9 protein-coding genes and 1 pseudogene are annotated in these 14,421 nt (G+C 42.6%); 8 read left to right on the top strand and 2 right to left on the bottom strand.

Going from position 1 to position 14,421, the window contains the following annotated elements:
• Window positions 1-32 precede the first annotated feature (32 nt).
• Window positions 33-245 (bottom strand): annotated as a pseudogene (locus AB3G73_RS01905) (carboxypeptidase regulatory-like domain-containing protein); the annotation flags it as partial.
• Between the two features lie 710 nt (window positions 246-955).
• Between AB3G73_RS01905 and AB3G73_RS01900 the strand changes: the two are divergent.
• The 8 genes from AB3G73_RS01900 to AB3G73_RS01865 all read left to right on the top strand — a co-directional run bounded on the left by AB3G73_RS01900 (window position 956) and on the right by AB3G73_RS01865 (window position 10,559).
• On the top strand, window positions 956-1,225 hold the full coding sequence (locus tag AB3G73_RS01900) for a hypothetical protein (protein ID WP_074556508.1): 270 nt from the start codon (window positions 956-958) through the stop codon (window positions 1,223-1,225).
• An 8-nt stretch (window positions 1,226-1,233) separates the two neighbouring features.
• A complete protein-coding gene (locus AB3G73_RS01895; protein WP_074556433.1) occupies window positions 1,234-1,788 on the top strand; it encodes a 1-acyl-sn-glycerol-3-phosphate acyltransferase in 555 nt (184 codons plus the stop codon).
• 106 nt (window positions 1,789-1,894) lie between these two features.
• The gene (locus AB3G73_RS01890) at window positions 1,895-2,671 is read left to right on the top strand and encodes an amidohydrolase (RefSeq protein WP_074556432.1); all 777 of its coding nucleotides are present in this window, start codon (window positions 1,895-1,897) and stop codon (window positions 2,669-2,671) included.
• 148 nt (window positions 2,672-2,819) lie between these two features.
• Window positions 2,820-4,811 (top strand): glucosamine-6-phosphate deaminase, encoded by a 1,992-nt coding sequence (locus AB3G73_RS01885; protein WP_074556431.1) that lies wholly within the window; start codon window positions 2,820-2,822, stop codon window positions 4,809-4,811.
• Window positions 4,812-5,037: 226 nt separating this feature from the next.
• Complete coding sequence (locus AB3G73_RS01880; protein ID WP_321020774.1) at window positions 5,038-7,947, top strand: xanthan lyase; 2,910 nt, start codon at window positions 5,038-5,040, stop codon at window positions 7,945-7,947.
• A 79-nt stretch (window positions 7,948-8,026) separates the two neighbouring features.
• Window positions 8,027-8,344 carry a hypothetical protein gene (locus AB3G73_RS01875; protein ID WP_074556429.1) on the top strand — a complete coding sequence of 106 codons (318 nt, stop codon included), beginning with the start codon at window positions 8,027-8,029 and terminating at the stop codon, window positions 8,342-8,344.
• Window positions 8,344-8,586 carry a sulfurtransferase TusA family protein gene (locus tag AB3G73_RS01870; RefSeq protein WP_074556428.1) on the top strand — a complete coding sequence of 81 codons (243 nt, stop codon included), beginning with the start codon at window positions 8,344-8,346 and terminating at the stop codon, window positions 8,584-8,586. Before AB3G73_RS01875 ends, AB3G73_RS01870 begins: the two co-directional genes overlap by 1 nt.
• A gap of 86 nt (window positions 8,587-8,672) precedes the next feature.
• Window positions 8,673-10,559, top strand: coding sequence for a YgiQ family radical SAM protein (locus AB3G73_RS01865; protein WP_148366180.1), 1,887 nt, complete (start codon window positions 8,673-8,675; stop codon window positions 10,557-10,559).
• Between the two features lie 286 nt (window positions 10,560-10,845).
• Here the strand turns inward: AB3G73_RS01865 and mfd are convergent, their stop codons facing one another.
• Window positions 10,846-14,220, bottom strand: coding sequence for a transcription-repair coupling factor (gene mfd, locus AB3G73_RS01860; RefSeq protein WP_367742140.1), 3,375 nt, complete (start codon window positions 14,218-14,220; stop codon window positions 10,846-10,848).
• Window positions 14,221-14,421 lie beyond the last annotated feature (201 nt).

Here is a 14,421-nt window from a genome sequence, read left to right as displayed (position 1 = left end):
GTATCAAATTATATTTTGGTACATGGATCAATTTACATGCTACCACCTTTACCACCACTATGTGTCGGGTTATAAGTTACCGTCTTATATTGCTGGTCAGCACCTGTATAACGTTTTGCAGAGATAGATATCGTTTTTGTCTGCCCGTTATAGATGACTGTTGTAGTCAATGTAGTTGTACGAGTCTTGGCATAACAAGCATAATCCATCGTAGTATAGCCATTTACATTTACCGTATTATATAACACACAATCGAGAACAACCGAAATGAAAGCAGAGAAAAACATCGACAATTACAGTAATAGAAGAGTTTTGGCCTTTAGCGAAGGGGCAAATTCTTTTTTTAACAGGATATATAAATCATAGGGCAAAAACGAAGGTATCCAAAGAGGGCTGTACAAAGCGCTGAAACGCCCACCAGTAAAGGGGGAAAAGCCAACGAAAACCAGTAGAGTAGAGAAGAGAAGAGAAAAGTATTATTTCTGTTATAAATAATAGCAATAATATAGGGCAGAGAAAATGGCTTTAGCTGCTACCGCTGTCGGTTCGGATCACTTCGTCGGTGCCGTTTCTGTACCCGCGTCCCTCATGAGTTATTCGTCCGGCAGATGACCGGCTTTCGTCTGGCAGGTTGTTGATGCTCGTCCGGTGGGTAACGGACATTCACACGGTAGATAACGTACGTTTGTCCGTTAGGTAAATTCTATATTATTTTTCGGGTTACCGCTTCACTAAAAAATAATATTTGGCTCATACATAACCAAAATACTATTCAGGATCACAATCAAACCTGTTATTCCATCAATAATAGCCTGTGAAATTATTTAAATAAAGGGATAGAGTTAAGAAGATGAAGGCCTGAATAATGTTTTTCCCTATATTATTCGCTAGAATCAAAGAAAGTGCCTATCTTTACCGCAAATATTTTTATTATTCACCATTAAATATAAAGATTATGGCAAGTAGAAGAGAACTCAAAAAGAACGTAAACTATATCGCAGGAGAATTATTCACCGAGTGTTTAATTAACAGCATGCTTATCCCCGGCACAGACAAAGCGAAAGCTGATGAACTGATGGCAGAGGTACTGAAAATGCAGGATGAGTTTGTTACTCGTATCAGCCACACAGAACCGGGCAACGTGAAAGGTTTTTATAAGAAATTCCGTGCAGACTTTAATGCAAAGATTAACGAGATTATTGAAGCTATCGGAAAATTGAACTAAAAGCAGAAATGAAAAAAGCAATTTATAGCTTTATCTATTACCGCCTGTTAGGGTGGAAGACAAACGTTACGGTGCCTAATTATGATAAATGCGTGATATGTGCCGCTCCACACACAACAAATCTTGATTTATTTATTGGAAAACTATTTTATGGTGCTATAGGCCGTAAGACAAGTTTCATGATGAAAAAAGAATGGTTTTTCTTTCCACTCGGAGTTTTTTTCAAAGCTGTTGGCGGAATTCCCGTTGACCGCAGCCGAAAAACTTCGCTAGTAGATCAGATGGTTCATAATTTTGCTAAATATAAAAAGTTTAATTTGGCTATCACTCCCGAAGGAACCCGCAAAGCGAATCCAAACTGGAAAAAAGGATTTTATTTTATAGCCTTGAAAGCCCAGGTTCCTATCGTTCTGATTGGCATTGATTACAGCAAGAAAACAATCTCTGCAACGAAAGCCATCATGCCATCAGGAGATATTAATAAGGACATGAAAGAAATCAAACTTTATTTCAAGGATTTCAAAGGAAAACATCCGGAGAATTTTGCTCTTGGAGAAATATGATTTTAAGTATTAAGTAATAAGTATTAATCGTAGCTTCTGACATACCTATCCGCACGGTTTAATACTTAATACTTGACACTTAATACTTATTTAACACTTAGTTAGTATGGAGTCTATCCGTATTTCCATCATACAAACCGATATTGCTTGGGAAAATAAACAAGAAAATCTCCGTTTGCTCCACGAAAAGCTGCAAAGTCTTCGTGGAATAACGGAGATGGTTGTTTTACCGGAGATGTTTTCCACCGGATTCAGCATGCAGAGTAAAATGCTGGCAGAGCCGAACTCCGGAGCGACCATTACAACACTCAAGCAATGGGCTGCCCAATTTCAGCTAGCCATTTGTGGAAGTTATATAGCAACTGAAAACGACCAGTTCTATAATCGGGCCTTCTTCCTGACACCGGAAGGAGAAGAATTCTATTATGACAAACGTCACCTGTTTCGTATGGGAAGGGAAGCTGAACATTTTTCGGCTGGTGATAAACGACTTATCATCCCTTACCGTGGATGGAATATCTGCCTGCTGGTTTGCTATGATCTCCGTTTTCCTGTATGGAGCCGGAACGTAAACAACGAGTACGACCTTTTAATATATGTAGCCAACTGGCCTATCCCCCGCCGTCTGGTTTGGGACACTCTACTCCGGGCACGTGCCTTGGAAAATCAATGCTATGTATGCGGTGTCAACAGGGTAGGCATAGACGGATATCAGCTTACATATAATGGAGGAAGCAGAGTTTATTCTGCTTTCGGAGAAGAAATAGGCTCATTTCCAGATGAAAAGGAAGGAATAGCTACTGTGAGCCTTAATCTGAATACTCTTAACCAATTCAGAGAGAAGTTCCCGGTATGGAAAGATGCAGACGAATTCCATCTGTAACATTGGCAAAACAACAAATGTTAAAAACAGATTATTGCAGCAACAATACCTATAACTCGGTAGTTAATTATATAGACTTCTTTTGTATCTTTGTCGTGAAAATACAGTCGTAAGGACGCTAATCTTACATAACTTAATTAACAACTTTATGAAAACAAATCTTAGTTCTCAAATCAGTCTCCACCGGGTCTCCCCCAGATACTACAGACCGGAGAATGCATTTGAAAAATCAGTCTTGACAAGACTCGAGAAAATCCCTACGGACATCTACGAATCCGTAGAAGAAGGTGCTAACTATATTGCGCGCGAAATAGCACAAACCATACGCGAAAAACAAAAGGCAGGACGTTTCTGTGTATTGGCACTTCCCGGAGGTGACTCACCCAGCCACGTATATACCGAACTTATCCGTATGCATAAGGAAGAGGGACTTAGCTTCCGCAATGTGATCGTATTTAATATGTATGAGTATTATCCGTTGTCTCCCGATGCAATCAACAGCAACTTCAACGCTTTGAAGAGTATGTTGCTGGACCACATCGACATTGACAAGCAGAATATATTCACTCCCGATGGAAGCATTGCCAAAGATACTATCTTTGAATATTGCCGCCTGTATGAACAACGCATTGAAAGCTTCGGAGGTATTGATATTGCTTTGTTAGGTATCGGTCGTGTAGGTAACATTGCGTTCAACGAACCGGGTTCCCGACTGAACTCTACCACTCGTCTGATTTTGTTGGATAACGCATCACGCAATGAGGCATCCAAGATTTTCGGAACGTTGGATAATACTCCGATCAGTTCTATTACAATGGGAGTAGCCACTATTCTTGGTGCAAAGAAAGTGTATCTGCTTGCCTGGGGTGAGAATAAAGCAGCTATGATTAAAGAATGTGTGGAAGGTGCGATCACTGACACAATTCCTGCTTCTTACCTGCAAACTCACAACAATGCGCATGTAGCTCTCGATCTTTCGGCAGCCATGAACTTAACACGTATCCAACGTCCTTGGTTAGTCACTTCCTGCGAATGGAACGATAAGTTAATCCGTAGCGCTATTGTTTGGCTGTGTCAGCTGACCGGCAAACCGATTCTGAAATTGACCAATAAAGATTATAACGAAAACGGGTTAAGTGAGCTTCTGGCACTTTATGGTTCTGCATACAATGTAAATATCAAAATTTTCAATGATTTGCAGCACACCATTACCGGATGGCCGGGTGGCAAGCCTAATGCTGATGATACCTATCGTCCGGAACGCGCAAAACCATATCCGAAACGTGTAATCATCTTCTCTCCGCATCCGGATGATGATGTTATTTCCATGGGTGGTACACTTCGCCGTTTGGTAGAGCAGAAACACGAAGTACACGTAGCTTACGAAACTTCCGGTAATATCGCTGTAGGTGACGAGGAAGTAGTTCGTTTCATGCATTTCATCAATGGATTCAACCAACTCTTCAATAACAGTGAAGACTTGGTTATCAATGAAAAATATACAGAAATACGCAATTTCTTGAAAGAGAAGAAAGACGGTGATATGGACAGCCGTGATATTCTGACTATCAAAGGTCTGATTCGTCGTGGTGAAGCCCGTACGGCTTGTACTTATAATAATATACCGTTGGAACGTTGCCATTTCCTTGATCTGCCCTTCTATGAAACAGGTAAGATTCAGAAAAACCCGATCAGTGAAGCAGACGTAGAAATTGTACGCAACTTGCTCCGTGAAATAAAACCTCACCAAATTTTCGTTGCAGGTGACCTAGCCGACCCACATGGAACTCACCGTGTATGTACAGACGCTGTATTTGCTGCTGTCGATCTTGAAAAAGAAGAAGGTGCCAAATGGCTGAAAGACTGTCGTATCTGGATGTACCGTGGTGCGTGGGCTGAATGGGAAATCGAGAATATTGAAATGGCAGTGCCTATCAGTCCGGAAGAACTTCGTGCAAAACGTAACTCTATCCTGAAACATCAGTCGCAAATGGAAAGTGCTCCGTTCCTGGGTAACGACGAACGTTTGTTCTGGCAACGTAGCGAAGATCGTAACCGTGGTACAGCTACTTTGTACGATCAGTTGGGACTGGCTTCTTACGAAGCAATGGAAGCATTTGTAGAATATGTTCCATTATAAGAGTAATCATTCTTAATTAAGAGAATATAAAACAATGAAAGAAGAGTGGGAAGTTTCGATACTTCTCGCTCTTTTTTGTTTATTTTTGCGGGAGAATTCACCACAGAGGAAAGGAGGACACAGAGTTATTATGAACAACCATTTTATATCGCTATATCGCTTCATAGATTTAACCTCTGTGTCCTCCTTTCCTCTGTGGTGAAAATGAAAATAAAAGCATTGAATGATGAAAAAGATAATAGTGTTTCTTCTATGCCTCACTATAGGCGCAAACTACCTTTTCGCTCAAGACATTGAAAGAAATGTAAAAGAGCGGCTGACGGATTACTTCAACCAATATACCGCAACAGCCAAAATCAGCACTCCTAAACTGAATAGCTTCGATATTAATTACGACCGTAAGACGATTGCAATCTATGCATCGGAGAGCTTCGCCTATCAGCCTTTCCGACCGGAAACTGTAGAAAATATTTATAATCAAGTAAAAGAGTTGCTTCCGGGTCCCGTTCATTATTACCAGCTCACCATTTATGCGGATGGGAAACCCATTGAGGATTTGGTACCTAATTTCTACCGGAACAAGAAAAAGGATAAAGGACGGTTATCCTTAAATGTAGATTATAAAGGAGCTCCTTGGGTGAAAAACACTTCACGTCCTAATGAAATCTCACGCGGACTACAAGACCGCCACATTGCAATCTGGCAAAGCCACGGCAACTATTTCAAAAATGACAAAAACGAATGGGGATGGCAACGCCCCCGATTGTTCTGCACCACAGAAGATATGTTCACTCAATCTTTTGTCCTTCCTTATGTGATTCCAATGCTGGAAAATGCAGGAGCGATTGTTTACACTCCCCGCGAACGGGATACACAAAAGAATGAAATCATCGTAGATAATGATACTCCCAACGCTTCTCTTTATTTGGAAGTGGGTGGTAAAAAGACTAATTGGACAAATGCTCCGGTAAGAGGATTTGCTCAAAAGAAAACAATCTATAAAGAGGAAGAAAATCCTTTCACTGACGGGACCTGTCGTTTTATTCCAACAGAGAAAAAGAAAAAGAAGAATAAAGACCAGGTATTTGCCGAATGGGTGCCTACTCTACCGGTAACAGGCAAGTATGCAGTTTATGTTTCCTACCAGACATTGCCCAACAGTGTAAGCGACGCCAAATATCTGGTATTCCATAACGGTGGAGTTACCGAATTTAAAGTAAATCAAAAGATAGGTGGAGGCACATGGGTTTATCTCGGTACTTTTGAATTCGACAAAGGGAACAACGACTACGGCATGGTGGTTCTTAGCAACGAGAGCAGCGAACATGGAGTTGTATGTGCCGATGCAGTACGTTTTGGAGGAGGAATGGGTAACATTGCCCGTGGAGGAAGAATCAGTGGGCTACCGCGTTACTTGGAAGGAGCACGCTACTCTGCTCAATGGGCGGGAATGCCATACGAAGTATATGCCGGACGAAAAGGTGAAAACGACTATATAGACGATATCAACACACGCTCTAACGTTATCAATTATTTATCGGGCAGTTCCGTCTATAACCCACAACAGTCGGGTCTGGGCGTACCTTTGGAAATGACGATGGCATTGCACAGTGACGCCGGATGCAGCAAAACAGACGAACTGATCGGATCACTCGGCATTTACACCACCGATTTCAATAATGGCAAACTGAATGCAGGAACAGACCGGTATGCCTCACGTGATCTGGCAGACATTCTGCTGACACAGATTCAGAAAGATATTTATTCAAGCTATAGCTTGCCGTGGACACGCCGCAGCATGTGGAACCGGAATTATAGTGAAACACGTCTTCCGGCTACGCCTTCTACAATTATTGAACTACTCTCCCACCAGAACTTCGCAGATATGCAATTAGGACATGATCCGAACTTTAAATTTACAGTGGGACGTGCCATCTACAAAGGAATTTTGCAATTCATTACCAGCCAGCATGATAAAGAATACATCGTTCAGCCTCTGCCTGTGAGCAATTTCGCCATTCAATTCGGAAAGAAAAAGAATACATTAGAACTTTCATGGAAAGGCGAAGACGATCCGCAAGAACCGACTGCACGACCACGGGAATACATTGTATATACCCGCATCGGTTATGGAGGTTTTGACAATGGCACTTTAGTCAGCAAAACGTCCCATACCGTTAAGATAGAACCGGGACTCGTTTATTCATTCAAGGTAACTGCTGTAAACCGGGGCGGGGAAAGTTTTCCTTCTGAAATCCTCTCCGCTTATAAAGCCAAACGTGAACAGGGAAAAGTCATCATCATCAATGGCTTTGACAGAATCAGCGGTCCGGCGGTCGTTAACACTTCTGAAAAAGCCGGATTCGATCTAATGCAAGATCCCGGCGTTCCGTATATATCGAATATTTCATTTTGCGGAGCACAAACCAGTTTCGACCGTACACAAGCCGGTAAAGAAGGAAAAGGAAGTCTGGGGCATAGTGGAAGCGAATTAGAAGGAATGAAAATTGCAGGAAACACGTTCGACTATCCTTTTATTCACGGAAAAGCGATTCAGGCAGCCGGAAAATATAGCTTCGTATCATGCAGCGACGAAGCGGTAGAGAACGGATTAGTTACGTTAGAAGATTATCCGGTGGTAGATTATATTTTGGGACTGGAAAAAGAAGATCCTGCAAGTAAAGCATATTACAAGACATTCTCTTCGGCTATGCAACGGATTATGACCAGCTATTGCCAAGCGGGAGGTAACCTGTTTGTCAGCGGTGCTTATGTAGGAAGTGATATGAGTGGAACACAAGGAAACCGGGAATTTACGGAGAAGATACTGAAGTATGGTTATCAAGGTAGCCTGACGGATAAAAGTTCGAATCAGATTAAAGGATTGGGCCGTACTATTACAATCCCACGTCTGCCTAATGAAAGCAGCTATGCTGTGCCTGCTGCGGATTGTATTGTTCCCGTAGATACTGCCTTCCCCGTATTTACGTATGCACCCGGCAATCAGAGTGCAGGTATTGCCTACAAAGGAAACTACCGTACTTTTGTATTGGGCTTTCCTTTTGAAAGCATCCAGTCCGAAGCGGACCGGGCAACCATTATGGCAGGCATCCTGGGATTCTTTACTCAAAAATAAAAAATATCCTTTTTTTTAATCCGTTTTTCATTTTAAATTCTATCTTTGCTACTATAATAACCTTTAAAACTAAAAAACAATGTATACTATACAAGCAAATCCCAGCGGTACACGCAGCATAGAAGTATCTAATGAAAATTTGAGAACGATTGAAAAATATGCTCTGTTCCGTCATCTTATCGACAGTACCGGTATTGTAGATGAAGCAGTTTTGGATAAGTTGAAACTTAATGTCCGTTCCCTTATCGCCAGCCAGGAGGAAGATAGCAAAGACTTGCTGGACCTTTGTATCGACGTGATTTATCACAATAATATGAAGGCATTCGGCTTGCAACAGCTCATCAAGCTCTATCTTACCTGGCTCTCCAGTCCGGAAGCGGAAGAAGAGGAGGAATAATGATTACGGTAGATACCTGCGGAATAACAGCATACAGTCCGCTGATTCCTGCAATAAAAGCGATGTGCACTGCCTCTCCGGGTGAAACGATAGAGATTATCATGAACCATGCCGATGCGTTTCAGGATCTAAAGGAATATCTGTCCGAGCAAGGTATTGGTTTCCGTGAAATCTATGACGGTGAACAAATGACATTACAGTTCACAATCAACGGGAAGTTAAAAAAATATCCTAATAATTGAAAGAAAACATCCTAATGAACGAAGTGAAACATCTCAATGAATAAAAAAATCATTGGGATGTTTTTTATTATCCGTATCTTTGCGGCATGAAAGAATATCGATTGACCGACTGGTTACCCACTACTAAGAAAGAAGTAGAACTTCGAGGATGGAATGAATTGGATGTCATTCTATTCAGTGCTGATGCATATGTGGATCATCCTTCTTTTGGTGCTGCCGTTATCGGACGCATTCTCGAAGCGGAAGGTTTGAAAATAGCCATCGTTCCCCAACCTAACTGGCGTGACGACCTGCGTGACTTCAGGAAGTTGGGACGTCCACGGCTATTCTTCGGTATCTCCGGCGGATGCATGGACTCGATGGTTAATAAATATACCGCCAACAAACGACTACGCAGCGAAGACGCCTATACTCCGGACGGCCGACCGGATATGCGTCCGGAATATCCTTCCACGGTTTATAGCCAGATACTAAAGAAACTCTTTCCGGATGTTCCGGTAGTCATCGGAGGAATCGAAGCCAGTTTAAGACGGTTGAGCCATTACGATTATTGGCAGGACAAAGTGCAAAAGAGTATTTTGTGCGACAGCGGGGCAGATCTGCTCATTTACGGAATGGGGGAAAAGCCTCTTGCAGACCTGGTGAAGAATATGAAAAGTCTGCTCACCGCTGAAGAACCTGTACTGACAAGCAGCAAATTCAGAACAATTATCGGTTCTGTACCCCAAACAGCCTATCTTTGTCGTGCAACAGAATGGACATCTGCGGAAGATGACCTTCAACTTTATTCACACGAAGAATGTCTGGCAGATAAAAAGAAACAGGCTAGTAATTTCCGACATATCGAAGAAGAATCCAATAAATATTCGGCTTCACGAATCACACAAGCAGTAGGAAATAAGATAGTAGTTGTCAATCCTCCCTATCCTCCGATGAGCCAGAAAGACCTCGATCATTCGTTTGATCTACCATATACCCGCCTGCCTCATCCAAAATACAAAGGGAAACGGATTCCGGCATACGATATGATTAAATTTTCCATCAACATTCACCGAGGATGTTTTGGTGGCTGTGCATTCTGCACCATTTCCGCCCATCAGGGAAAGTTTATTGTCAGCCGAAGCAAAGAGTCTATACTGAAAGAGGTAAAAGAGGTTATTCAGTTACCCGATTTCAAAGGATATTTAAGTGATTTGGGAGGTCCTTCCGCTAATATGTATCAGATGAAAGGGAAAGAGGAAGCTATTTGCAAGAAATGCAAACGACCGTCATGTATTCACCCGAAAGTTTGTCCGAATCTAAATACCGATCACCGCCCTCTACTGGATATTTACCATGCTGTGGATGCCTTGCCCGGAATCAAAAAATCGTTTATCGGTAGCGGTGTACGCTATGACCTGTTACTTCATCAAAGCAAAGATGAAGCTATCAACCGTAGCACTGCCGAATATACTCGTGAATTGATAGTCAATCATGTGAGTGGCCGGTTAAAAGTAGCTCCGGAACACACCAGTGACCGGGTATTATCCGTAATGCGCAAACCTTCTTTTGAGCAATTTGAAACATTCAAGAAGATATTCGACCGTATCAACCGGGAAGAGAATCTGCGTCAGCAACTGATTCCGTATTTTATCTCTTCGCATCCCGGATGCAACGAAGAAGATATGGCGGAGCTTGCCGTTATCACTAAACGTCTGGACTTCCACCTGGAACAAGTACAGGACTTCACTCCTACTCCGATGACAGTGGCTACCGAAGCCTGGTATAGTGGATTCCATCCATACACGCTAGAACCGATCTTCAGTGCCAAAACCCAACGGGAGAAACTTGCACAACGCCAGTTCTTTTTCTGGTATAAACCGGAAGAACGAAAAAACATCATCAATGAGTTGAGACGTATCGGACGTTCAGATTTGATAGACAAGTTATACGGAAAAGGAAAGGACATGGAAAGAGGGAAAGGAAAAAGATAGAATGAAATAAATTATAAATCAAGCATAAGGCATGATTATGAATCAATTATAACTTATGATTCTATTGGCTACTTTTAAGTTAGCGCTCTCCAATTGATATATATTTGATTACCTAGTAAGTTTTCGTTTGACTATAGTCAAACGATAGTTCAATTATTGTCGGGCGTTAGTTCAACTTAAGTCAAACGAAAACTCATTAGGCAATCGAAAAAATAATATAGGTAAGAGAAAGAAATAAAAGCTACATAGTGATGAGTTGTTGCCAATAATAGCATCTTCAACTCATTTATGCTTCCTTTACCGGCAAAGCCACAATCTCCTGCAACACACTGACTGCCGTTTCCACATTAGTAACATCCTTAATCAGCATACTCCGTCTGCCGTTCTGTTCACGCAAATCACAACGACGGGTATATTTCATCATATAATCTATCACTTTACCAAAAGCCTTACTTTGATAGAACGGACTATCCGGATTGGAAACAAAGAACAAGGTCATCCGCCCACCTTTCAGGAAGATTTTCTCTGCACCCAAACGGGCTGCGAGACGGCGTAGAGGCACAATACGGAGTAGTTCTTCCGTTTCCCGGGGAACCGGTCCGAAGCGGTCTTCCAGACGAGCACGGAAAGCTTCCACATCTTTGTCCAATGTCAGTCCATCCAGTTCACGATATAGCAACATGCGTTCGCTGCTGCCAGTTACGTAGTTGGCGGGCAATAATAGTTCGAGGTCGCTTTCTACCTGACACTCGTCTACAAACTCTTCTCCACTAATTTGACCTTCGCCTTTGATTTCATCCGCATACAACTCTGCAAACTCGTCTGTCTTCAACTCATGGACAGCTTCGGTCAGAATTTTCTGATATGTCTCATATCCCAAATCGGCAACAAATCCGCTTTGTTCGGCTCCAAGTAGATTTCCGGCTCCACGAATATCCAAATCCTGCATGGCAATATGAATACCACTTCCCAAATCACTAAAGTTTTCAATCGCTTGAAGACGTCGCCTTCCTTCGGCTGTCAAACTACCCAACGGAGGAGCCAGCAGATAACAAAAAGCTTTCTTGTTGCTACGTCCTACCCGTCCACGCATCTGATGGAGATCACTCAATCCAAAGTTTTGCGCCTGATTGATAATGATAGTGTTGGCATTCGGAATATCAATACCACTTTCGATGATTGTAGTTGCCAAGAGTACATCATAGTCGTAGTTGACAAAATCCAGAATAATCTTCTCCAGCTCTGTCGGCTCCATCTGTCCATGTCCAATTGCTACACGGCAATCCGGGATATGACGTTCGATCATCGCTTTCAATTCCGGCAAGTTCGCAATCCGGTTATTGACAAAGAAGACTTGACCGTTGCGGCTCATCTCAAAATTGATGGCATCCGTTATCACTTCTTCATTAAAAGTATGCACTTCGGTCTGAATCGGATAGCGGTTGGGTGGCGGAGTAGAAATCACACTCAAGTCGCGTGCACCCATCAATGAAAATTGAAGGGTACGGGGAATTGGAGTAGCAGTCATCGTCAGTGTATCCACATTTACTTTCAACTGACGCAGCTTTTCTTTGACAGAGACTCCAAATTTCTGCTCTTCGTCCACAATCAACAATCCCAAGTCTTTAAACTGGACATCTTTTCCCAAGATACGGTGGGTACCTATCAGAATACCGACATCTCCCTCTTTCAATCCTTTCAATACAGCTTTGGTTTGTGCGGCAGTACGTGCGCGGCTTAAATACTCCACCCGGCACGGTAACCCTTTCAGACGCTCACGGAAAGTCTGAAAATGCTGGTAAGCAAGCACTGTTGTCGGAACCAAAACGGCTACTTGTTTATTATCGGCAACGGCTTTGAAAGCCGCACGGACCGCTACCTCGGTTTTTCCAAATCCTACATCTCCGCAGACCAGACGATCCATCGGACGGTCACTTTCCATATCCGCCTTGACATCAATCGTCGCCTTGCTCTGATCCGGTGTATCTTCATAAATAAAGGATGCTTCCAACTCACGCTGCAAAAAACTATCGGGACTATAAGAGAAACCTTTTTCCTGACGACGCTGCGAATACAATTTAATCAAATCGCGGGCAATATCCTTGATTTTACTCTTCGTACGTTCTTTCAGTTTCTCCCATGCACCTGTACCTAATTTGTTAAGGCGGGGAGCCTCTCCTTCTTTACCTTTATATTTGGAAACCTTATGCAGGGAATGAATAGAAACGAACACCACATCTTCATTTTGAAACACCAGTTTCAAAACCTCTTGCGTAGTATCACCATTCGGAATACGTACCAAGCCGGAAAAACGTCCGATACCATGATCCGTATGCACCACATAGTCTCCCGGAGTAAACTGATTCAGTTCTTTCAAGGATAGTGCCACTTTTCCCGAACGGGCTTTATCACTTTTCAGATTATATTTATGGAAACGATCAAACAACTGATGGTCTGTGAAGATACAGAGCTGCAGTGTATTATCTACAAAACCTTCGTGAATAGTACGTTCTACGGGAGTAAAATTAATCTTATCACCTCGATCTTCAAAAATCGCTTTGATACGATCTGTTTGCTTCATGCTGTCACTACAGATATATAGCGAATAGCCCTTTTCCTGATAATCCTTGAAAGAAGAAGCTACCAGATCGAAATTCTTATGAAAAATAGGCTGGGCAGATGTATTGAAAGTAACGCTGGCATTGGGCGTTCCGGTCGGTTTATTACCAAATTCCAACCGACGGAAATCGAGTGCCCGTACAGTAAACTCACTACCGTCTATCAATTTCCCTTCCAATGTAATGCCACCATTCTCTTCGGCCTCCTGAACAGCTATTGCCTGTGGCGTCAGCGCCTCATCGTGTACTACCTGGATTCGTTCGCGCAACCAAAGAAAATCGCGCATTGCCAAAGTAGTCTCTTTCGGGATGAAATCCAGAAAAGAAGTCGTTACGTCACCTGTCACCGCCAAATCGGGAACAATAGACACTCCATCTTTCTTCTCACGGGATAATTGGGATTCCACCTCAAAGGTACGGACACTTTCCACTTCATCACCAAAGAAATCAATACGATAAGGATATTCCGAAGCAAAAGAGAAAACGTCGATAATACTACCGCGAACAGCATATTGTCCCGGTTCATATACGTAGTCTACATATTCAAAACCATAACTATGCAACACATCGGTGATGAAAGTGGTATCCACTTTCTCTCCTACATTCAGCTTCAGCGTTTTATTACTCAATTCCTTGCGCGACACCACTTTCTCCGCCAATGCATCCGGATACGTAACGATACATAATCCCTCTTCCCCCTTTTGCAAGCGGCTAAGTACTTCTGTGCGCAAAATCTCATTGGCCGCATCTTTTTGTCCATACTTGATGGAGCGACGGAATGAAGATGGAAAGAACAAGACTCTTTCCGTACCTAATATCTGCGTCAAGTCATGATAGAAATATCCGGCTTCTTCAAGATCACCTAAAATAAATACAAACGGGCAACCACCCTCTTGCACCAGTACAGAAGAAAAAAGAGAAGCGGCGGATGCACACAGTCCTCCGCAAAAAACAGTCTGAACGGAAGTGTCCTTCAACAAGCGCTTCATTACTGCCATATTGGGGTGGGCAGCATATTGTTGTTGCAACTCAGTTATTGTCATACCTATAAAATTTCCCCGCAAAATTACAAAAAAGATTGGGAGTATACACCCAAAGAACAGAAGTATTATAATAAGGTATCTGCCGGACATTACTTAGATGTGGGGCGAGTGCTGTTAAACCGTGGGCTAAACATCCGTGAGCCGTGGGATGAGCACTGCTAAGGCGTGGGCTTAGTTCCGACAACATGCCGTCTTATTCCG

Source organism: Bacteroides sp. L008 (assembly GCF_040812255.1).
GTDB classification, from domain to species: Bacteria; Bacteroidota; Bacteroidia; order Bacteroidales; family Bacteroidaceae; genus Bacteroides; species Bacteroides vicugnae.
Note: the sequence above shows the minus strand (reverse complement) of the source record. Positions and strands in the feature narration are given on the sequence as shown.